This is a genomic window from Sediminicoccus sp. KRV36 (assembly GCF_023243115.1).
In the GTDB taxonomy this organism is placed as follows: Bacteria; Pseudomonadota; Alphaproteobacteria; order Acetobacterales; family Acetobacteraceae; genus Roseococcus.
This window is the reverse complement of the sequence record NZ_CP085081.1, coordinates 3399150-3421088: the sequence shown is the minus strand read 5'-3', so window position 1 is coordinate 3421088 and position 21939 is coordinate 3399150. Positions and strand designations below refer to the sequence as shown.

General features: G+C 68.2%; 19 protein-coding genes. 16 read left to right on the top strand and 3 right to left on the bottom strand.

Going from position 1 to position 21939, the window contains the following annotated elements; all coding sequences use genetic code 11:
* Positions 1-2 precede the first annotated feature (2 nt).
* The gene (locus LHU95_RS16150; protein WP_248707990.1) at positions 3-302 is read left to right on the top strand and encodes a hypothetical protein; all 300 of its coding nucleotides are present in this window, start codon (positions 3-5) and stop codon (positions 300-302) included.
* Positions 303-320: 18 nt separating this feature from the next.
* On the opposite strand, the gene serA is transcribed toward LHU95_RS16150, so the two are convergent.
* Positions 321-1565, bottom strand: coding sequence for a phosphoglycerate dehydrogenase (gene serA / locus LHU95_RS16145; protein ID WP_248707989.1), 1245 nt, complete (start codon positions 1563-1565; stop codon positions 321-323).
* Between the two features lie 30 nt (positions 1566-1595).
* Entirely contained in the window at positions 1596-2879 is a 1284-nt protein-coding gene (locus LHU95_RS16140) for a M20 family metallo-hydrolase (protein ID WP_248707988.1), read from the bottom strand.
* Positions 2880-3205: 326 nt separating this feature from the next.
* On the opposite strand from LHU95_RS16140, the gene argS reads away from it, so the two are divergent.
* From argS to LHU95_RS16065, 15 genes are all read left to right on the top strand, one after another.
* Positions 3206-4990 (top strand): arginine--tRNA ligase, encoded by a 1785-nt coding sequence (gene argS, locus LHU95_RS16135; protein ID WP_248707987.1) that lies wholly within the window; start codon positions 3206-3208, stop codon positions 4988-4990.
* Between the two features lie 80 nt (positions 4991-5070).
* The gene (locus tag LHU95_RS16130; RefSeq protein ID WP_248707986.1) at positions 5071-5715 is read left to right on the top strand and encodes an SPOR domain-containing protein; all 645 of its coding nucleotides are present in this window, start codon (positions 5071-5073) and stop codon (positions 5713-5715) included.
* Between the two features lies 1 nt (position 5716).
* The gene (gene nagZ, locus LHU95_RS16125; RefSeq protein WP_248707985.1) at positions 5717-6643 is read left to right on the top strand and encodes a beta-N-acetylhexosaminidase; all 927 of its coding nucleotides are present in this window, start codon (positions 5717-5719) and stop codon (positions 6641-6643) included.
* Positions 6644-6670: 27 nt separating this feature from the next.
* Complete coding sequence (locus tag LHU95_RS16120) at positions 6671-7375, top strand: site-2 protease family protein (protein WP_248707984.1); 705 nt, start codon at positions 6671-6673, stop codon at positions 7373-7375.
* Positions 7372-8136, top strand: coding sequence for a ScpA family protein (locus LHU95_RS16115; RefSeq protein WP_248707983.1), 765 nt, complete (start codon positions 7372-7374; stop codon positions 8134-8136). The genes LHU95_RS16120 and LHU95_RS16115 overlap by 4 nt, the downstream gene beginning before the upstream one ends.
* The gene (scpB, locus tag LHU95_RS16110) at positions 8126-8728 is read left to right on the top strand and encodes an SMC-Scp complex subunit ScpB (protein WP_248707982.1); all 603 of its coding nucleotides are present in this window, start codon (positions 8126-8128) and stop codon (positions 8726-8728) included. The genes LHU95_RS16115 and scpB overlap by 11 nt, the downstream gene beginning before the upstream one ends.
* A 240-nt stretch (positions 8729-8968) precedes the next feature.
* Positions 8969-9292 carry a Rap1a/Tai family immunity protein gene (locus LHU95_RS16105; protein WP_248707981.1) on the top strand — a complete coding sequence of 108 codons (324 nt, stop codon included), beginning with the start codon at positions 8969-8971 and terminating at the stop codon, positions 9290-9292.
* A 16-nt stretch (positions 9293-9308) separates the two neighbouring features.
* Positions 9309-9587 carry a glycine zipper domain-containing protein gene (locus LHU95_RS16100; protein ID WP_248707980.1) on the top strand — a complete coding sequence of 93 codons (279 nt, stop codon included), beginning with the start codon at positions 9309-9311 and terminating at the stop codon, positions 9585-9587.
* Positions 9587-11314, top strand: a complete 1728-nt coding sequence (locus LHU95_RS16095) for a DcaP family trimeric outer membrane transporter (protein ID WP_248707979.1) — start codon at positions 9587-9589, stop codon at positions 11312-11314. The genes LHU95_RS16100 and LHU95_RS16095 overlap by 1 nt, the downstream gene beginning before the upstream one ends.
* 145 nt (positions 11315-11459) lie before the next feature.
* A complete protein-coding gene (locus LHU95_RS16090) occupies positions 11460-12647 on the top strand; it encodes a patatin-like phospholipase family protein (RefSeq protein WP_248707978.1) in 1188 nt (395 codons plus the stop codon).
* Between the two features lie 155 nt (positions 12648-12802).
* Positions 12803-14185: a M20/M25/M40 family metallo-hydrolase gene (locus LHU95_RS16085; protein ID WP_248707977.1), complete on the top strand. Its 1383-nt coding sequence runs from the start codon at positions 12803-12805 to the stop codon at positions 14183-14185.
* Between the two features lie 33 nt (positions 14186-14218).
* The gene (locus LHU95_RS16080; protein ID WP_248707976.1) at positions 14219-15751 is read left to right on the top strand and encodes an AbgT family transporter; all 1533 of its coding nucleotides are present in this window, start codon (positions 14219-14221) and stop codon (positions 15749-15751) included.
* 22 nt (positions 15752-15773) lie between these two features.
* Positions 15774-17606, top strand: a complete 1833-nt coding sequence (locus tag LHU95_RS16075) for an SLC13 family permease (RefSeq protein WP_248707975.1) — start codon at positions 15774-15776, stop codon at positions 17604-17606.
* Complete coding sequence (locus tag LHU95_RS16070; protein WP_248707974.1) at positions 17603-19432, top strand: SLC13 family permease; 1830 nt, start codon at positions 17603-17605, stop codon at positions 19430-19432. The genes LHU95_RS16075 and LHU95_RS16070 overlap by 4 nt, the downstream gene beginning before the upstream one ends.
* 25 nt (positions 19433-19457) lie before the next feature.
* Positions 19458-21272 (top strand): SLC13 family permease, encoded by a 1815-nt coding sequence (locus tag LHU95_RS16065; RefSeq protein WP_248707973.1) that lies wholly within the window; start codon positions 19458-19460, stop codon positions 21270-21272.
* Positions 21273-21333: 61 nt separating this feature from the next.
* Here LHU95_RS16065 and LHU95_RS16060 read toward each other — a convergent pair whose 3' ends face one another.
* Positions 21334-21882, bottom strand: a complete 549-nt coding sequence (locus LHU95_RS16060; RefSeq protein ID WP_248707972.1) for a Yip1 family protein — start codon at positions 21880-21882, stop codon at positions 21334-21336.
* Positions 21883-21939 lie beyond the last annotated feature (57 nt).

Sequence of the window (21939 nt, the reverse complement as noted above, 5' to 3'; positions counted from 1 at the left end):
CCATGCGCGATGACCGGCCCTTCGGCCTCGATCCGGACACGATCCAGGATGTGGGACGCGATGGCCGGCCGATGGAACGCGCCACACCGCCGCCCGAGTGGTTTTCGGCCCGGCACCGCCTGATCCTCGGGCTGTTTGCCCTGGGGGCGATCGTGGTGGGCGGCCTGGCAGGCGCCACGGTCGCGGCCTTCGCCTCGGGCGCGCGCGGCTGGGCGGCGATCCTGGCGTTGCTCACGCTGGCGGCCTCACCCTCGTTGGCGCTGGGCCCGCTGCAGGATTGGTGGCGGCACCGCCGGCGGTAAAGCCGGCGGCCAGGGGCTTCATTCGCGCTCGTAAAGCAGCCTGGCGCGGATGGTGTGAGGCAGGGCGCGCAGCTCCGCCAGGATGGCCTCACTGTCGCGCGTGGCGCCGGCATCCACGACGACATAGCCGATCTCGCCATCCGTCTGGAGGTATTGGCCGGCGATGTTCACGCCGCGCTTGGCGAAGACCTGGTTCACATTGCCCAGCACGCCCGGCGCATTGCGGTGCACATGCATGAAGCGCGTGCCGGTAGGCCGCGCCGGCAGCGCCACCTGCGGGAAGTTCACCGCTCCCTCGGTGCTGCCGGTATCCGAGTAATCAGCCAGCTTGCGGGCCACTTCCTCGCCGATGCGCGATTGCGCTTCCTCGGTGCTGCCGCCGATATGCGGCGTCAGGATCACGTTGGAGATGCCTTGCAGCGGCGAGATGAAGGGGTCTCCGTTGCGCTTGGGCTCCTCGGGGAAGACATCCAGCGCGGCACCCGCCAGATGGCCGGCGCGCAGCGCGGCGGCGAGGGCCGGCACATCTACCAGCGTGCCGCGGGCATTGTTGATCAGGAAGGCGCCCGGCTTCATCTTGGCGATCCGGTCGGCATCCAGCAGGTTCATCGTGGCCGGCGTCTCGGGCAGATGAATGGTCACGACGTCCGACCAATGGAGCAGCTCATCCAGCGTGGCGCAGCGGCTGGCATTGCCGTGCGGCAGCTTGGCCGCCGTGTCGAAATAGATGACGCGCATGCCAAAGGCCTCGGCCAGGACCGAGAGCTGGCTGCCGATATTGCCATAGCCCACGATGCCGAGCGTACGGCCGCGCACCTCACGATATCCGTCGGCCGACTTGTCCCATTGGCCGATATGCGCGGCGTTGGATTTCGGGAAAATGCCACGCAGCAGCATGACGATTTCGCCAAGTGTCAGCTCCGCGACGGAGCGCGTGTTGCTGAACGGCGCGTTGAACACCGGGATGCCGCGATGCCGCGCGGCATCGAGGTCCACCTGGTTGGTGCCGATGCAGAAGCAGCCGATGCTCATCAGCCGGTCGGCATGGCTCAGCACTTCATCGGTGATGGTGGTGCGGCTGCGGATGCCCAGCATGTGGACGCCGCGGATCGCCTCATGCAGCGCCGCACCCTCCAGCGCCTTTTTCTCGCGCCCGACATTGTTGTAGCCATCCTGGGCCAGCAGCTCGACCGCCGTGTCGGAGATATTCTCCAGCAGCAGGGCGCGGATGCGGTCCTTAGGCAGGGAAAGTTGGTCGCTCATGGGGTTACCACCGGTCTGGAAGGGCATGGTTCAGTTGTTCGCCAGATCCGTCAGGACCTGGGCCAGCACGCGGGCGCCAGCGGCGAGTTCGGAAGGCTCCGAGTATTCGGCAGGGTGATGTGAAACGCCACCCCGGCACGGCACGAAGATCATGCCGGTGGGGCACAGCGGATGCATGAACTGCGCATCATGGAAGGCGCCCGAGGGCAGGCGCAGGGCGCGCAGGCCCTGGGCGCGGGCGGCTGCCTCCACCGCATCGGGCACCAGCGGCGCGAATACCGTGGGGGCCGCGTGGAAGCGCTCGGTCACCTGGGCGGTGCAAAAGCGCAGCGCCGCCTGGATCACGCCCTCGATCGCATTGCCGCGCGGCTGCAGGGTGCTGTTGTCCGGATGCCGCAGGTCAATGGTGAAGCGGGCGGTCTGCGCCACCGAGTTGGAGCTGTTGGGCAGCACCTCGATGGAGGCGACGGTGAAGCGCAGCGTGTCCGTCGGGTCCTGCATCAGCACATTCAGGGCGTTGATGGCGCGGACCATGTCCTGCACGGCATCGCGGCGCAGGCTGACGGGTGTGGTGCCGGCGTGGTCGGACTTGCCAGTGATTTCCACCAGGAACCAGCGGCTGCCCTGGATGCCGGTGACGATGCCGATATCGGCATCCTGGGATTCCAGCGTAGGCCCCTGTTCGATATGCGCTTCGACATAGGCATAGGGTGCTGCGCCCTCGACCACGCCGAGGGGGCGGCGCTTCAAGTCGCCCTCGCTGGCCAGGTGCTCGGCCAGCGCCTCGCCGAAGGGGATGCCGTCCTTGTCCAGCACGGCGTCCCAGGTTTCGGGCGGGCGGTAGCCGGCATAGGCCATGCTGCCCATGCAGCCGGGGGCGTAGCGGCCGCCCTCCTCATTGGTCCAGGCGACGACCTCGATGGGGCGCCTGGTGGTGACGCCCGCCTCACGCAGCGCCTGCACGGCTTCGAGGCCGGCGATGACGCCCCAGATGCCATCGAAGCGCCCGCCGGCCGGCTGGCTGTCCATGTGGCTGCCGGTCAGCACGGGTGCCAGCGTCGGGTCGGTGCCTTCATGGCGCAGAAACAGGTTGCCCAGGCGATCCACGCTGACCGAGAGGCCAGCCGCCTCTGCCCAGGAGATCAGCAACCGGCGGGATTTGCGGTCATTTTGCGTCAGGCAGGCGCGGTTCACGCCCCAATGGCCGTCCGCATCGGTGAAGCCGCCCAGGGCCCCCATCTCCATCAGGCGCTGCCATTGGCGCGCCTCGCTGACGGCCGCGACGAGGTTGGGGGCGACGGTGGTGTCGGGCATGAAACGGGGCTCCTGCTCCAGGCGCCTTACGGCGGGCGGGCAGGGGGATCAAGGGCAGGGGGGTCAGGGCAGGTCTTCGCGCTGGCCATGGCGGCGCCGATGGGGCGGGGCGTTGGCTCCGGGAAAGCCTGGCAGCCAGGGGGGGCGGTCCCCCGGACCCCTCGTGAGCGCCGCTACGGCACCGGCGTCGCTTCTGGGTTCCAGCGGCCTCCCAGGCTTCGGTTGGGCGGATGTTAGAGGATAACGTCCGCGCCGCGGCCCGCCCCCTCTTGCGCGAAACGCCCCCTCTTGCGCGAAACGGTTGGCCGGCGTCACAAGCGCGCATCATGAGCCACGATATCTTTGCCCATCTGCGGGACCGCACCGTCACCGCCCTCCGCGCTCTTCTGCCCGAATTGCCCGAGGAGGCCTTTGCCCGCGTCACCATGGAGCCGCCGCGCGAGGCGAGCCATGGCGACATGGCAACCAATGCGGCGCTGGTGGTGGGCAAGCTGGCCAAGCTGGCGCCGCCCAAGCTGGCGGCCGATCTGGCCGCGGCGTTGAGTGCCCTGCCCGAGGTGGAAGCGGCCGCGCCCGCCGGGCCCGGCTTCGTCAATCTGCGCCTGCGCGAGGATTATCTGCGCGGCCAGTTGCCCATCATCCTGCGCGAGGGCGAGGCATTCGGACAGGGCGCCGAAAAGCCCGGCCGGGTGAATGTGGAGTATGTTTCGGCCAATCCGACGGGGCCGATGCATGTCGGCCATTGCCGCGGCGCCGTGGTGGGCGATGCGCTGGCGGCGCTGCTGGCCAAGGCCGGCCACCAGGTGACGCGTGAATATTATATCAATGATGCGGGTGCCCAGGTGCAGGCGCTGGGTTGGGCGGCCTATTGGCGGTATCTGGAGGCGCTGCCGGTGGCGGTGCACGGCCTCTGGGCCGAGGACGCCACCCCCGAGGGGCGCAAAGCGGCGGTTGAGGCGGCCTATGACACCACCCTGCAATATGGCGGTGAATATCTGGTCCCGGTCGGCCAGGCCTTGGCGGCCGAGCGCGGGACGACGCTGTTTCCCCCCGATCCCGGGAAGCTCGCCGAAGTGCGCCACTTCACCGTCGCCGCCATGATGGCCGAAATCCGCGAGGATCTCGCGGCGCTGGGCGTCGCGCATGATGTGTTCATCAGCGAGGCGCAGGTCGTTGCAGATGGCGTGCTGGAGCGTGCCGAAGCCCTGCTGGACAGCCAGGGCCTCATCTATGTCGGCACTCTGCCGCCGCCCAAGGGCAAGCTGCCCGAGGATTGGGAGGAGCGCGAGCAGACGCTGTTCCGCTCCGAGAGATTCGGCGACGACACCGACCGCCCGCTGCGCAAATCCGATGGCACCGGCACCTATTTCGCCAATGATATCGCCAATCACCTGCACAAGATCGAGCGCGGTTTCGACCAGCTCGTGCATGTCTGGGGTGCCGATCACGGCGGTTATGTGAAGCGCATGCAGGCGGCGGTGGCGGCGCTCAGCAACCGTTCCGTCTCGCTCGACGTGGTGCTGACGCAGATCGTCCATGTGGTGAAGAATGGCGCACCAGTGCGCATGTCCAAGCGCGCCGGCAGCTACATCACCCTGCGCGACCTGATCGAGGAAGTCGGCCGGGACGCCGTGCGCTTTACCATGCTGACCCGCAAATCCGATGCGCAGATGGAGTTCGACCTGGACCTGGTGGTTCAGCAATCGCGTGATAATCCAGTGTTTTATGTGCAATACGCCCATGCACGCTGCCGCTCGGTGCTGCGCGGCGCGGGGGACCCTTCCCTGGAGAGCCTCGCGGCCGCCCCGCTCGATAGCCTGACCGATCCGGCCGAGCTTGGCCTGATCCGCCGGCTGGCCGCCTGGCCGCGTGTGGTGGACGCCGCCGCCGCCGCGCGGGAACCGCATCGGGTGGCGTTCTTTTTGAATGACTTGGCCAGCGACTTTCATCTACTATGGAATAAGGGCAAGGAAGACACGACCTTGCGCTTCATCCAGGCGGACCAGCCCGCGGCCACACAGGCCAGGCTCGCCTTGGTGGCCGCGACAGCGGCGGTTGTCAGGTCCGGATTGCGCGTGATGGGGGTCACGCCGGTCGAGGAGATGAGATGAGCGATGTGATGCAGCCCTCGTGGCGGGTTCGCCCGCCAGAGAGGGAGTCGTCGGGATGGGGGATCCCGCCGAAATTCTGGATGATCGGCGCCGGGCTGGGGGGCTCTGTCCTGCTGGCGGGCGGCATCATCTGGGGAATTTCGATGATGGGGCCGCGTGGCGTGCCCCTGATCGAGACGGATGGGCGGCCCTTCAAGGTCCGGCCGGACACACCCGGCGGCACCGTGGTGCCCAACCAGCAGGAATTGATCTTCGAGCGCGGCAACAACCGCCAGGATCGCCCGGCCGAAGCGCGGCTTGGGCCGCCGCCCGAGGCGCCGCGCCCCGATGCATGGCGCGCCCAGGTGCCGCCGCAAACGCCGCCGGCACCCGCCGCAGCGGCAGGCGTACCCGCCGCTGCCCCGCCAGCGACACCGGCCCGGCCCGCCGCCGCACCGCCGCCCGCGCAGCAGGCCGCGCGCCCGGCCCCCGCCACTGGTGGGCGCTTCATGGTGCAATTCGCCGCGACCCGCAGCGAGGAAGGTGCCCGCGCCGATTGGGAGCGGCTGCAGCGCCGCGCGCCCGAACTCGCCGGCCGCCAGCCCATCATCACCAGGCTGGAGCGGGATGGGCAGCCCACACTCTGGCGCCTGCGCGCCGGGGGCTTCGCCGATGCCGCCGCGGCGCGCGCTTTTTGCGAGCAGCTCCGCGCGCGGGACATCGCCTGCATCCCGGCAGGCGGTTGAGATGAAGGCCGCCATCATCGGGGTTGCCGGCCTGCGCCTGACGGTGGAGGAGGCAGCCCTACTGCGCCGCCACAAGCCGCTCGGCGTGATCCTTTTTGCCCGCAACATCGCCGATCCGGCGCAGCTGCGGGCGCTGACCCACGAAATCCGCGAGGCGCTGGGCCATGCGGCGCCCATCCTGGTGGATCAGGAAGGCGGCCGCGTCGCGCGGCTGCGCCCTCCGCATTGGCGCGCCCATCCGCCGGCCGCGAGCTTCGAGAACGGCCCGGCCAGCGCGGCGCAGGCCGCGGCGGCGGCCATCGGCGCCGAATGCCGGGCCGTGGGCCTCGATGTGGTCTGTGCCCCCGTGCTGGATCTGCGCCTGCCCGAGATGCACAAGGTGATCGGCGACCGCGCCTTCTCGGCCGAGCCGGCCGAGGTGACGCGGCTGGGCGGCGCCTGGATCGCCGGATTGCGCCAGGCGGGCGTGCAGCCCGTGATCAAGCATATCCCCGGCCATGGACGCGCCACGCTGGACAGCCATGAGGCGCTGCCGGTCGTCACCGCCAGCCGCGGCGAGCTCTCGGCTGATCTGGAGCCCTTCCGCGCCCTCTCCAGTGGCGATCTCTGGGGGATGACGGCGCATATCCTCTACACCGCGCTGGATGAAAGCCTCTGTGCGACGCTTTCGCCCGGTGTGATCTCGGGCGTGATCCGCGGCGAGATCGGCTTTGAGGGTTTTCTGCTGTCCGATGATCTCGGCATGAAGGCGCTGGCTGGCACGCTGCCGGAGCTGACGCAGGCCGCACTTGGCGCGGGCTGCGATGCGGTGCTGCATTGCTCTGGCGTCTTCACCGAAAGCCTGGCGGTGCTGGAAGCCTGCCCTGGCCTGAGCGAGAGCGCGCTGGCCCGCTATGCCGCCTCGCGCAGCCAAAAGAAGGCCGCGTGAGGAACCCTTCTTGAGGTTGGGGCTGCCATGATGGCCATGCTCCCGGAACTGGCGGTGGCGGTGCTGGCCAGCATCATCGCCATCACCCTGCATGAGGCGGCGCATGGTTATGCGGCGCTCTGGCTGGGCGACCCCACGGCCAAGCTGATGGGGCGGCTTTCGCTCAATCCGCTGCGCCATGTGGACCCGGTGGGAACCATCCTGGTACCGGGCATCCTGCTGGTCTCGCAATTGCTGGCCACAGGCCGGGTGGATGTGATGTTCGGCTGGGCCAAGCCGGTGCCGGTGGACCTGCGGAACCTGCGCAACCCCCGCACGGGCATGATGTGGGTGGCCATCGCCGGCCCGGCCATGAATTTCGCCCTGGCCTTCATCGCCGCCTTGCTGATTCACCCGGCCGGGCTGCTGGACGGGTTGCTCTCGGCCGACTCGATGGCGCTGGTCTATCGCTTTCTGGGTCTGTCCATTCTCGCAAATTTGGTGCTTGGCCTGTTCAACCTGATTCCCATTCCGCCGCTGGATGGCGGCCGCATCGCGGTGGGGTTGCTGCCCTTCCGGGCGGCCATGGCCTATGCGCGGCTGGAGCCGGCGGGACTTTTCATCGTGCTTGGCGTGCTGTTCCTGCTGCCGGCCTTGATTCCGGCCTTCCAGCCGATGGAGCTGTTCATCCGCGAAGTGGTTCGCCCGGCCTTTGACCTGGTGATCCGCGCTGCCGGGCACCGCATGCCATGAGCGGGGCGCAGGAATCCCTGCTGCTCGACCTGGAAGGCTTCCAGGGTCCGCTCGACGTGCTGCTGGAACTGGCGCGCGCGCAGAAGGTGGATATCCGCCAGATTTCGATCGTGGCGCTGGTGGATCAATTCCTCGCCATCGTCGAGGGGGCGCGCCGCGTGCGCCTGGAACTCGCCGCCGATTGGTTGGTGATGGCCGCCTGGCTCGCCTGGCTGAAATCCCGCCTGCTGCTGCCCGAGGAGGAGCGCGGCGCGGATGAGGAGGACCCGATCCTCGCCGCCCATCGCCTGACCGAGCGCCTGGCCGAACTGGACCGCATGCGCGCTGCGGCCGCATGGCTCGGCGGGCGGGCGCAGTTGGGGCGCGAGGTGTTTGCCCGTGGCGCCCCGGAATCGCTGCGCGTCGAGGATCGCTCGGGCCTGGTGGCGGATCTGACCACCTTGCTGCGCGCCTATGCCACCGCGCGCCGGCGGGGGGCAGCGGACCGCCCTTTCACGCCCAAGCCCCGCAAGCTCTGGTCCGTGGCCGAGGCGCTGGCCCGGCTGCAATGGTTGATCGGCAGCACGCCCGGCTGGAATACGCTGGCGAGCTTCCTGCCCGAGGGGATGCTCTCCGCCCTGGACCGCCGCGCGGCGGTGGCCAGCACCCTGATCGCTGCTCTGGAGGCTGCCCGGGGGGGTGGCATCGAACTGCGCCAGGAGGAGGCCTTCGGGCCGATTCTGCTGCGCCGCAATGAGGGGGAACTCTACCATGTCGCCTGATAACGATGTTGATTTCCAGCATGGCCTGCGCATCGCCGAGGCGCTGATCTTTGCCTCCGAACGCCCGGTACCGGCCGCGCGCATCCAGCTGGCCCTGCCGCCGGGGATCGAGGCGCAGACTGTCTTGACCGCGCTGGCCGCGCGCAGCGCCGGACGCGCGGTGGAGTTGGTGGAGGTGGGCGGCGGCTTTGCCTTCCGCACCGCGCTCGACCTCGCCCCCGCCATCACGCGCATCGTCGAAGTTCCGCGCCGCCTGCCGCGCGCGGCGATGGAGGCGCTGTCCATCATCGCTTACCACCAACCGGTCACGCGGGCGGAAATCGAGGAAATTCGCGGCGCGGCCCTGGCGCAGACCAGCCTGGACGCGCTGCTCGATGCCGGGCTGGTGGCACCGCGCGGGCGCAAGGAAGCGCCGGGCCGGCCGACACTCTGGGGCACGACGGCGCGCTTCCTCGATCAATTCGGGCTGAAGTCGTTGAACGAAATGCCGCGCCGGGAAGAACTCGTCTCGCATGACCTTGCGGTGATGGAATTGGCGCCCCCGCCGACCGGCGCGCCGCCGCTCATCGCCGAAGGGCAGCACGCCGCCTGATCGGGCGCCCGCGACCTTGGGATGGCGGGCACCGCGCCGGAATGACAAGCCTATTGTTCCTGCGAAGGCGCCGTCTTACCGTCATGGCATAAGATTCGTAGGGCGCTGGAACGGCGCCGGCCAGAGACGCGGGGAGATCGCAGGATGCGGCACATCAGATCATGGATTGGTGGGGGCGCCTTGCTCGCCCTTGCTGCCGGGCCGGGATTGGCGCAGGCACCCGCGACAGTGCCGTCGCCTTTGCCAGCCCTGACAACGGGCGTCCTCGCCGCACTTTGCGGTGCCACGGGGACGGATGCGGAATCCACGACGGCGGCCGGCTATTGCCGAGGCTTCATTGTCGGCGTCGGCCAATACCATGTCGAGATTTCGCGTGCCGGCGGCATTCGCCCGGCCTTCTGCCTGCCATCGCCTACGCCCACGATGGAATTCGTGCAGGCCTCCTTCGTGACCTGGGTGAACGGCAATCCCCAATATGCGGGTGACAGGGCCGTGGACGGGCTCATGCGCTGGGCTTCCACCACCTATCCCTGCGCGGCGCCGCGCCGCCCCGGGCAGAACTGACGTGAGAGGGAACGCCATGAAGCTCCGTATTCTCGTCCCCGCCGCGCTCCTGCTCGGCCTTGCCGGCTGTGACGATGCCGGCCGCATGACGCCGACGACGCAGCGCGTCGGTGGTGGCGCCGCGGTCGGGGCGCTCACCGGCCTCGCGATCGGGTCCATCTCCGGCAATGCCGGCACTGGCGCGCTGATCGGCGCCGCGGCGGGTGGTGCGGGCGGTTTCGCCTGGGACCAGCACCAGCGCTCGCGCCAGCGCTCCTTTGACCAGGGTGTTGCCGCCGGGCGCTCATCGCGCTGATGCGGCCGCGGCCGGAGCAGCCGGAGCGCCGCCCGGCGCTCTGGGCGTTGGCGGCGGCACTGGCCATGGCCGGCGCCGCACCTGCAGCCCAGGCCCAGGGCAATGACGCCGCCACCGTTCTGGAGCTGCGGCGCCAGATGGAGGAAATGCGCCGGCGGATGGAACAGCTGGAGGCCCTGGTGGCCCGCCAGCCGCGCCCCGCAGCACCCCCACGTGCCACGGCGCAGCGCGCCGCGCCCCAACCCCCCACACCCCAGGCCGATGTCCAGGCCGCGCAAGCCGCCGCGCGCGAAGCACGTTCGGCGGCCGACGAAGCCCAGGCCATCCAGCGCAACCTCGCCCGGGCCACACTGCCGGCCGCCGGAACTTCGGCGCCGCTGGAGCGTGACGTGCCCGGGCTCCAGCCGCCCGAGCCCATGGGCGACCAGACCGCGACCGGCGATGCGCTGCGCGCCGATCTGCCCGGGATCGCCTTCCGCGTGCCGGGCACAGAAACCCAGGTGCGCCTCTATGGCTGGGCCAAGCTCTCTGCCTGGACCGATGCGAATGGCCGCAACCAGACGGATGCGCCGCTGCCCGGTGGCATCCCGCTGACCGCCTCCGCCGCGGACCGCCAGGGTGGCGATTTCGGCATGACGGCGCGGTTCAGCCGCTTTGGCGTGGACACCCGCACCCTGACCGCCTGGGGCACGCTGGAAACCCGCCTGGAGGGTGATTTCGGCGGCGGTTCGGCCACCTCCGGCAATGCCGTTTTCCGCCTGCGGCAGGCCTGGGGGGAATTGGGCGATGAGCGGCTGCGAGTGCTGGTGGGCCAGGCGAACAGCCTGTGGAATGAGGGCCTCTACGAGACGCTGATCGACGCCACCAACCTCAACCAGTCTTTCATCCGCCAGGCGCAGCTGCGGGTCACGGCGCGGCTGGCGACGGGCCTCACCGGCCAGGTCTCCATCGAGGCGCCGGATACCGCCTATACCTCCAGCGCGGGGGTCTTCACGCCGGATAGCCGGCTGGATGGCGGCGCCAGCCCGGCCTTCAACGCCATGCCTGATTTTCACGCCCGCCTGACCTATCGCAAGGATGGGCTGGAACTCGGCGCGCGGGGCATGATCCGGCAATTGCAGATCCGCCCCGCCGGCACGGCCGCGGAATTCCCGCTGAGCGGTTCACGGACCGCGACGGGGATCGGCGCCGCCGGCCATGTCCGCTTCCCGATGCGCTGGCTTTCGGAATGGTTCGGCGCGGATGAGCTGCTGGCCATGGCCTATGTCGGGGAGGGGATTGGCCGCTATCTGCCGGGCAGCACCAACGGGCTGGATGCGCTCTCCAATATCGGCATGGCGGGGGTCCAGGGGCGCGTCAGCCTGGACCCGGTCCCGGCCTGGGGCGTGACCGCCGGATATCGCCGCTTCTGGACGCCGCAGTTCCGCAGCAATCTGAGTTACTCCTACGCGCGCCAGGATTTCGCGGATTACGCGCAAGGTTTCACCCCCGGCTCGGCCAGCGCCACCGGCCTCAATCGCGAGGTGCAGCAGGTGTTCGCCAATATCATCTGGAGCCCCTTCGGCCAGGTGCGCAACGGCGTCTTCGGCTCAGGCTGGCTCGATGTCGGGTTGGAATATCTCTATACCCGCCGGGATATTTCGGGCGGGGCGGCGGCGGCGGGGCCAGGCCAGGTCGGCCATGGCATCGCCAACCGCTTCCTCTTCGCCACGATCGCACGGTTCTGATCACAGGGTTTCACGCCATCGTCACGCACGAATGCTGATTTCGGCTGGCGGGCCGGGGAGGATACTCCCTAAATGCCGGGTCGGGAGGGAGGATCAGCGCTTGGCGATGCATTGGGCTTCACGCTGCCGGCGGGCTTGCAGCCGTATGGTCCAGCTCTGGCTGCTTTTGCTCCCGCTGTCTGGCTGCGCCAGCTACATCCGGCTTGCCGCGCCGCCCGGGGCCACGGCCGAGGCCATACCCGTCCTCGGCATCCCGAATGCCCGCTTCTGGCTCGATGCATCGCCCGATGGGCTGATCCGGGAAGGCAGCCTGATGGCGCAGCGCGAGGCGGCCGCGGGCCCGCTCGGGCCGCAGAATTTCCTGGCGCTCTCGGGCGGCGGCGACAATGGCGCCTTCGGGGCCGGGATGATGCTGGGCTGGACGGCGGCCGGAACACGGCCGCGCTTCAACGTCGTCACCGGCATTTCGGCTGGCGCGCTGATTGCACCCTTTGCCTTCCTGGGCCCCGCCTATGACGAGCAACTGCGGGAGGTCTTCACCGGGCAGCAGGCGCGCGACATCCTGTTGCTGCCACGCCAGGCCTTCGCGGTCTTCGCGCTGTTCTTCGGCGAGGCGCTGGCCGATACCTCGCCGCTCAACCGCCTGATCGCCCGCCACGCCAATGAAGCGATGCTGGCGGATATCGCGGCCGAATACGCCAAGGGACGCCTGTTGCTGATCGGCACCACCAACCTCGATCTGCAACGCCCCGTGGTCTGGAATATCGGTGCCATCGCGGCGAGTGGGCATCCGGAGGCGCTCGGGCTGTTTCGCCGCATCCTGCTGGCCTCGGCCTCCATTCCCGGCGCATTCCCGCCCGTCCTGGTGGAGGTGCAGCATGAGGGGCGCGTCTTCCAGGAAATGCATGTGGATGGCGGCGCGGCCATGCAGGTGTTCCTCTATCCGCCCTCGCTCAATCTGGGCGATGCGGCGCGCGGCCGTGGCATCACGCGGCAGCGGACCGCCTATGTCATTCGCAACGGGCGGGTGGATGTGGAGGCGGGGAGCACCACGCGCGGCATTTTCAGCATCACCCGCCGCGCCGCTAATACGCTGCTGCATTTCGGCGGCATCGGCGATATCAGCCGGATCTACCTCACCACGCAGCGCGATGGCGTTGCCTTCCGCGTCGCCTATATCGGCCGCGAATTCCAGCACCCGCGCAATGAACCCTTCGATCCGGCCTTCATGCAGGCCTTGTTCGACTATGGGTTTGAGCGCGGGCGGCTGGGCGATGCCTGGCAAACCCAGCCCTCGGCCGTGGGCACCTTCGCCGCACCCGCCGTTCCATGAGGCGGCCCCGCTCTTTCGTGAAGCGGCCCCGCTCTTCCGTGAAGCGGCATGGGACGGTTGAACAACCGCCGGGACGCCGGGCGCATCCGGTGCTGGCGTGGCGCCGGTAATCTCGTTCAAACTGTGCCAGCATAAAGATCGGCCTTGGAGGCAACATGACCCAGCTCGACTCTGTCCTCGCGAATATTGACGCCAATCTGGATGCCGCGCTGGAGCGGCTTTTCGCCGTGATCCGCATCAAATCCATCTCGACGGACCCGGCCTACAAGGCGGAGTGCCTGGCCAATGCCGAATGGCATGTGGCGGATCTGAAGAGCATTGGCTTCGAGGCTGCTGTCCGCCCCACGCCGGGCCACCCCATGGTGGTGGCGCATGATCGCTCGGCCCCTGGCAAATCCGCTCTGTTCTACGGCCATTACGACGTGCAGCCGGTGGACCCGCTGGAGCTCTGGGACCGCGACCCCTTCGAGCCCACGATCCAGACCATGGCCGATGGCACCAAGGTCATCACCGGGCGCGGCTCGGCCGATGACAAGGGCCAGCTGATGACCTTCATCGAGGCCTGCCGCGCCTGGAAGGCCGTCACTGGCAAGCTGCCCATCCCCATCTCCATCCTGCTGGAGGGCGAGGAGGAATCGGGCGGCGTGAACCTGCCGGGCTTCCTCGACGCCAATGCCGATGAACTGCGCGCGGATATCGGCCTGATCTGTGACACCAACATGTGGGACCCACAGACGCCCGCCATCACAACCATGCTGCGCGGCCTCTGCGGCGAGGAGGTGATCATCCACGCGGCGGATCGCGATCTCCATTCGGGCTTCTACGGTTCGGCCGCCGCCAATCCGAACCGCGTCCTGGCCCGTATCCTGGCCGATCTGCATGACGAGAATGGCCGCGTGACGCTGGATGGCTTCTATGATGGCGTGCCTGAACTGCCCAACGCGCTGCGCGCGCAATGGGACACGCTGGGCTTCACGGCCGAGGCCTTCCTGGGTGCCGTCGGCCTCTCCGTCCCCGCCGGCGAGAGGGGCCGCACCGCCTTGGAAATGACCTGGTCCCGCCCCACCGCCGAGATCAACGGCATGGGCGGCGGCTATCAGGGCGAGGGCTTCAAGACGGTGATCCCGGCGATGGCCTCCGCCAAAGTGTCTTTCCGGCTGGTGTTTGACCAGGATCCGCACAAGGTCCGCGCCGCCTTCCGCGCCCATGTCGCCGCCCGGCTGCCGGCTGATTGCCGCGCCGAATTCATCGAGCATGGCTCGGGCCAGGCGATCCGCTTCCCGACCGACGATCCCGCTTTCATGAAGGCGCGCGATGCGCTGAGTCAGGAATGGCCGAAGCCCGCCGTCTTCATCGGCGGCGGCGGCTCGATCCCCGTCACGCACCAGCTGAAGCAGTCGCTGGGGATGGATGTGATCCTGGCGGGCTTCGGGCTGGAGGATGACCGGATCCACAGCCCGAACGAGAAGTACAATCTGGTCAGCTTCCAGAAGGGCATCCACTCCTGGGCGCGGATTCTGGACGCGCTCTCCCGCTAGACTCCCCCCAAGGCCCAGGAAGGACCACTGCCGATGAGCGAAGCGACCGCCCCCAAGAGCCGGATGCAGAAGATGCTCGACACGGTCGAGCGCGTCGGCAATCAGGTGCCGCATCCGGTGATGATCTTCGTCTATCTGATCGGCATCATCATCGTGCTCTCGACGCTGCTTTCCGTGTTCGGCGCGGAAGTCAGCTACCAGGCCTACAATCCCGCCACGGGGGATATCGAGCCCGCGACCACCGTCGCGCGCAGCCTTCTGACCATCGAGGGCATCCGCTTCATGTACACCGGCGTGGTTGGCAACTTCATGAGCTTCACCGCGGTTGGCGTCATCATCATCGCGATGGTGGGCGTGGGAGTGGCCGAGGAAGCGGGGCTGGTGAAGGTGCTGATCCGCAAGCTGGTCATCATCTCGCCGCGCTGGGCGCTGACCTGGATCCTGACCTTTGTCGGCATCCTTTCCTCCGTTGCGGCGGATGCGGGGTATCTCGTGCTGATTCCGCTGGCGGCGGCGGCCTTCGTCTCGGTCGGGCGGCATCCGCTGGCCGGGCTCGCGGTGGGCTTCGCCTCGGTGGCGGCGGCCTTCCTGGTGAATATCCTGATCGTGCCGGTGGATGGCATCCTGACCGAGATCACCAATGACGCGATCCGCCTGGTGAACCCGGCGCAATCCATTGATCTGGCCGCGAATGTCTGGTTCTCGATCGGCTCGGTGGTGCTGCTCACCGTGCTCATCGTGGTGATCACCGAGCGTGTGATCGAGCCGCGTCTGGGCAAATACACCGGCGACTACACGGTGCCCGGCGAGAATGTGCTGACCGAGGCGGAGTATCGCGGGCTGCGCTATGCCGGCTACGGGCTGCTCGGCGTGCTCGGCTTCATCGCCCTCCTGCTGCTGCCGCCGGGTGCCCCCCTGCGCAACCCGGAGACGGGGGCGATGATCCAGGGCTCGCCCTTCATGAACAGCCTGATCGTCACCATCGCGCTGATCTTTGGCGTCGTCGGCGCCGCCTATGGGCGGGGGGCGGGCACCATGAAGGGCTCGGCGGACATCATCGCGGCCATGCAGAAATCCATCAGCGGGCTGGGCGGCCTGATCTTGCTGCTGCTGGTGATCAGCCAGTTCATCGCCTTCTTCAACTACACCAACATGGCCACACTCGCCGCTGTCTCGGCCGCCAAGATCCTGGCCTGGCTGAATCTGCCCTCCATTGCGCTGATCATCGGCTTCGTCATCGCGGTGATGGGCATTGACCTCATCATCACCGCCGCCATCGCCAAATGGGCGATCTTCGCGCCGGTCTTCGTGCCGCTGCTGATGCAGCTGGGCGTGGAGCCGGAGGTGGTGCTGGCCGCCTATCGGGTGGGCGACAGCCCGCTCAACGCCATCACCCCGCTCAACGCCTATTTCGCGATGATCGTCACCTTCGCGATCAAGTACCAGAAGGATGCCGGCATCGGCACGGTCATCGCGCTGATGCTCCCCTATGTGATCTGGATCTCGCTGATCTGGACCGCCTTCCTCGCTGGCTGGTATCTGCTCGGGATTCCTTGGGGATTGTGATGCCCCCAGACAGTGACGTGTGATGTCGGACATCGCCATCACCTTCGCCATCATCGGTGGCATGGTCGTGCTGTTCGTCTCGAACCGCGTGCCGGTGGCAGTCGTCGCACTTTGCGCCGCCCTGCTGCTGTACGCGACGGGGATCCTTGAGCTTTCCGAGGCCCTGGCCGGCTTCGGCGATACCACCATCCTCTTCATCGCCTCGCTTTTCGTGGTCAGCGCCAGCCTGGAAGCGAGCGGCGTGACCGCCTGGGCCGGCCAGGTGCTGGTGCGCCGGGCAGGCAACAGCCGCGAGCGCCTGCTGCTGCTGACCATGCTGCTCGCGGCCGGCCTCACGGCCATGATCGGATCGAGCGGCGCGGCCGCGGCCCTGCTGCCCGTGCTGGTGCTGGCGGCGGTGCGGCTTGGGCAGCCGGCAGCGCAGCTCATGATGCCGCTTGCCTTCGCTTCCTATTCCGGCTCCATGCTGGTGCTGACCGGCAGCCTGGTGAATGTGCTGATCTCGGATGCGGCGGTCGAGCAGGGCATGCCGCCCTTTGCCTTCTTCGAGATGACGTTGATCGGCGTGGCGCTGCTGATGGGCCATGTGGCCATCGTGCTGCTCTTCGGCGCGAAGCTGCTGCCCAGCCGCAGCAGCCGCGGCATGCCCGAGGATCTCAGCCGCCACTCCGGCAAGCTGAGCGAGCAATACGGCCTGTTCGAGGATCTCTACCAACTGGAGGTCACGGCCGCCTCGCCCTTCATCGGCATCCCGCGGGCTGTCCTGGAAGTGCGGCTGGAAGGCCAGAATCATCCTGGCCTCAGCCTCATCGCCATTCGTGGGCCGGACCGTTCGGGGGCGGCGCGGCATCGTCCCCTGGCGGTGGGCGACACGCTCATCATGCGCGGCGAGACCGATGTGGTGGAAGCGTTCATGGCCGAGAACCGGCTGGTCCAGGTCAAGACCGAGCGGCCCAGCCTGCAGACCGCGCTGTTCAATCAGAACTATGGCTTCATCGAGGTCGTGCTGCCGCCGCGCTCCGGCCTGATCGGGGAGGCCGTCTTCCCCGGCATGATCACCGAAAGCGGGGACCTCATCATCCTGGGCATCCAGCGCCGGGGCGAGAGGCTTGGCCCGGGCCAGGTGGTGCTGGCGGCAGGCGATACGCTGCTGCTGCAAGGCGCCTGGGAATCCCTGGAGGAGCAATCGCGCGACCCCGACGTGCTGGTGGTGACCGCCCCCTCAGCGCTGCGTGGCCAGGGCATCCCGCTGGGCACCGGCTCGCGCCGTGCCATCGCGATCCTGCTGCTGATGGTGGGGCTGCTGGCCAGCGGCGCGGTGCCCAGCGTGGTGGCGGCGCTGCTCGCCGCCTGTTCGGTGATCCTGCTCGGCGTGCTCAAGGTGGAGCGCGCCTACCGGGCGATCAACTGGAACATCCTGATCATGATCGCCTCCCTGATCCCGCTCTCCATCGCGATGTACAAGACCGGAGCGGCCTATCTCATCGCCGATACGCTGGTCGCCATGGTGGGCAATGCCAGCCCCTATGCGCTGCTTGCCGGGCTGTTTCTGCTGACGGCCGGGCTTGGCCAGTTGATCAGCAGCACGGCGACGGCGCTGATCATCATTCCCGTCGCCATCGCCTCGGCGGCGGCGATCCAGGTCTCGCCACGCACGGCGCTGGTGACGGTGGCCGTCGCGGCGGCGGCCTCCTTCCTCACGCCCATCGCCTCCTCGGCCAGCCTCATGGTGCAGGGGCCGGGGGGCTATCGCTTCGGCGATTACTGGCGGCTGGGCCTGCCCCTGATCGGCTGGTCCTTCCTGGTCGCGGTGTTTCTCGTGCCCCTCCTCTGGCCCTTCGGACGCCCTGCATGAACACCGAGCTTCTTCTGGTCCTGCTGCTGCTGGGGGCCGCGATCGTCATGTTCGTCGCCAACCGGCCCCGCATGGATGCCGTGGCGCTGCTGATGATCGTCCTGATGCCCTTCACCGGCGTCATCACGATCAACGAGGCCCTGGCCGGGTTTTCCGACCCCACCATCATCCTCATCGCCGGGCTTTTCGTCATCGGCGAGGGCCTGGTGCGGACGGGCGTGGCGCGCCGCCTGGGCGATTGGCTCTACGCCACGGCCGGTGACAGCGAGACGCGGCTGCTGATGCTGCTGATGGTCAGCGTGGCCGGGCTTGGTGCCTTCATGAGCAGCACCGCGGTGGTGGCCATCTTCATCCCCGTCGTGCTGCGCATCTGCCAGAATAATGGCACGGCGCCGAGCCAGCTGATGATGCCGCTGAGTGTGGCGGCGCTGACGTCGGGCATGCTGACGCTGGTGGCCACGGCGCCCAACCTCGTGGTGAATGCCGAACTGATCCGCCAGGGCAGCGCGGGCTTCGGCTTCTTCAGCTTCACCCCCTTTGGCCTGGCTTTCCTGCTGCTTGGCCTTGGCTACATGCTCTTTGCGCGGCGGCTCCTGCCAAAGGGAGATGCATCGGCGGCAGGTGAGCGCCGCCAGCCCAATCTGAAGGATTGGGTGGAGCAATATGGCCTCGCCGGGCGCGCCTACCGCGTTCAGGTGCTGCTGGGTTCGCCGCTCATCGGCAAGCGGGTGGAGGAGGTGCATGCGCGCAGCCTCGGCGTGAACCTGCTGGCCATTGAATTGCCCGGCCGCTTCGGCGCGGAAGTGATCCGCCCCAATCCGCGCACGCAGCTGGCCGCTGGGCAAATTCTGCTGCTCGATGTCCTGCATCTGGGCGTTGAGCTGGAAAACCTCCAGCGGGAGTACCGGCTGGAGCGGCTGCCGCTCGGCGATGGCGGCTATTTCACCGATCGCTCGCAGGAAATCGGCATGGTGGAGGTGATTGTGCCAGCCGATTCGGCGCTGATCGGCCAGAGCGTGTTGCAGGCCCGCATCCGCAGCGAAATGGGCCTCACCGTGCTGGGCCTGCGGCGTGGCCGCAAGGTGATGGGCCAGGGCCTGCTGGATGAAGTGCTGCGGGTTGGCGATACGCTGCTGCTGACCGGCTTCTGGTCCGATATCCGCAAGCTTCAGGGCGAATTCGCGGACCTCGTCGTGCTCAATCTTCCGGTGGAGCTGAAGGAGGTTCTGCCGGCCGCCAATCTCGCTCCCCAGGCGGTGGCCGTGCTGGCCCTGACCGTGGGCATGATGGTGAGTGGCATTGTCCCGAATGCCCATGCCGTGCTGATCGGCTGCTTGCTGATGGGGCTGCTGCGCTGCGTGGATTTCAACAGCGCCTATGCCTCCATCAGCTGGAAGAGCCTGGTGCTCATCGTCGGCATGCTGCCCTTCTCGCTCGCGCTGCAACGCACGGGCGGCGTGGATCTGGCGGCCGATGCGGTGACGGCGCTGGCCGGGCAGGCCGCGCCGCACGTCATTCTGGGCCTGCTCTTCGTCATCACCTCCATGCTGGGGCTGTTCATCTCCAATACGGCGACGGCGGTGCTGATGGCGCCGGTCGCCATCGCCGTGGCGAAGGATCTTGGCGCTTCGCCCTATCCCTTTGCCATGACCATCGCCATCGCCGCCTCGGCAGCCTTCATGACGCCGATTTCCTCGCCGGTGAATACGCTGGTGGTCGGGCCGGGCGGCTATGGCTTTGGTGATTTCGTCAAGGTCGGCGTGCCCTTCACGCTGATCGTGATGGCGGCAACCCTGGTGCTTGTGCCATGGCTGCTGCCGCTGTGACCCCCCTCCAAGGAGACCGCGCGCCATGAGCGACATCTGGATCATCGCCGCGATCATCTCCGTGACGATCGTGCTCTTCGTCTGGAACCGGCTGCCGGTGGTGCTGGTGGCCATGGGCACGGGGCTCTCGCTTTGGGCGACGGGCGTGCTGACCCTGAACGAGGCGCTGGCCGGCTATGGCGATCCGGCGGTGCTGTTCATCGCCTCGCTGTTCCTGGTGAGCGCCGCGCTGGAGCGCACGGGTGTCACCGCCTGGGCCGGGCAGCAGCTCATCGCCCGGGCGGGGGCGGAGAGCCGCGCGCGCCTGCTCGCACTCACCTCCCTTCTCGTTGCCTTCCTGACCGCGCTGATCAGCGTGAATGGCGCGGTCGCGGCCCTGCTCCCGGTGGTGGTCGTGATGGCGGTGCGGCTGAAGCGCGCCCCTTCCCAGCTCCTGATGCCGCTGGTGTTTTCGGCGCATGCGGGTTCCCTGCTGGCGCTGACGGGCACGCCGGTGAACGTCCTTGTCTCCAATGCCGCGCTGGAAGCGGGGCTCGGCCGCTTCGGGTTTTTCGAGTTCACGCTGGTCGGCGTGCCGCTGCTTCTGGGCACCATGGCGATCATCATCCTGTTCGGCCAATTCCTGCTGCCGACGCGCGGCGGCCCCTCCATGCCGGCGGATTTCAGCCAGCACGCGCGCACGCTGGTCGAGCAATACGGCCTGACGGCGGATACCTTCCGCCTGCGGATCCGCCGCACTTCCCCCTATGCGGGGGAGCGGGCCGAGGCCGTGGACCTCTCGGCCTATCCGGGCCTTCGCCTCATGGCGCTGCAGCAGGGCGAGACTGGCGCCCCCCTGCAACGCGCCGTGCTGCTGGAGGGCGATCACATGCTGCTGCGGGGTGATGCCGATGCGGCCGCGCGCCTGGCAGCGGACATGCATCTCGCCTTCCGCCAGGAAGATGCCGCGGGCGACGTGGAGGAGACGCTGTTCAACCGGCAATCCGGCCTGGCCGAGGTGATGATCCCGCCGCGCTCCGCGATGATCGGCCTGCGCGCCTTCCCGGGCATGATCACCCAGAGCGGCGACCTGATCGTCATCGCGGTGCAGCGCGGGGGCAGCGATACCGGCCCACAGGAAACCATCCTGGAGGCGGGCGATACCCTGCTGTTGCAGGGCACCTGGAAGGCACTGGATCTCCACCTGACGGACCCCGAGGTGCTGGTCGTGAATTCGCCCGAGGTGGTGCGCCGCCAGGCGGTGCCACTCGGCCAGGGGGCAAAGCAGGCGCTGATCATCCTGGGTGCCATGGTGTTCCTGCTGGCGACGGGCCTGGTGCCCGCCGCCGTGGCCGGGCTGCTCGCCGGCTTCGCGCTGATCCTCAGCGGCGTGCTCACGGTGGAGCAATCCTATCGCGCGGTGGATTGGACGACGGTCATCCTGGTGGGGGCGATGATGCCGCTTTCCGCTGCCATGGAGCAGAGCGGTGCGGCGCGGCTGATGGCCGAAGGGCTGGTGGCGGTCGTCGGCGATGCCGGCCCCTACGCGCTGCTGGCCGGGCTGTTCCTGCTGACGGCCATCCTCGGCCAGCTCATCAGCAATACCGCGACGGCGCTGATCGTCATCCCGATCAGCGTCGCGGCCGCGACCGGCATGGGAGTTTCGCCGCTGCCGGTGCTGATGAGCGTGGGCGTGGCCGCGGCCGCCGCTTTCCTGACACCCATCGCCACCCCCACCAACCTGATGGTGATGGGGCCGGGCGGCTATGCCTTTGGCGATTACTGGAAGCTCGGTCTGCCGCTGATGATCTGGTTCTTCGTCGTCTCGGTGTTCCTGGTGCCGCTGATCTGGCGCTTCTGATGGCGCATCATCGCCCCTGGCCGGAATGGCCAAGGGCGATGATCATCCCCCTGGCCAGGCCTCAGAACAGGATGCTGATGATGGCGCCGATCAGGATATTCACCAGCACGGCCACCAGCACGACCGAGAGGGCGAAGCCCATCACGCGATCCTTCGGGATGCGCATCACCGTCGGCGTGCCGACGTAGAAGAGGAACAGGCTGTAAAGGCCACCTGCCAGCGCCGGAATCCAGCCGATCCAGGGAATGATCATGAAGGCGCCGCCCACCCAGGACGCGGTGGGCGCATAGGCGGCGAGCTTGATGGCGGCAACCGGATCGGCCGGGCCGCCAAAGCGCGGGGCCAGCAGTTCGACGATCTTCGCCAGGACGAAGATGCCCACCAGCGCCAGCAGGTAACCCACCACGGCGCTGCCGATCAGCCCGCCGAAGCCCAGGACGCCGAACCCCATCAGCGCGGTGCCGATCACCCCGGCCACCGCGGGAATTGCCGCCAGCGGCACCACATAGGATTTGAACAGGCCAGCGACATCGGCTGGCTCGGCCGCGATGATGCCCCATTCCCGCATGGGGTCCATGAGCAAGCCCTTGGCGCGCGCGACAATATCCATCACTTCCATCCTTCCGCAGCGCGCCCTTGGGCGGACGCCCGTGAATAGTGCGCGCGC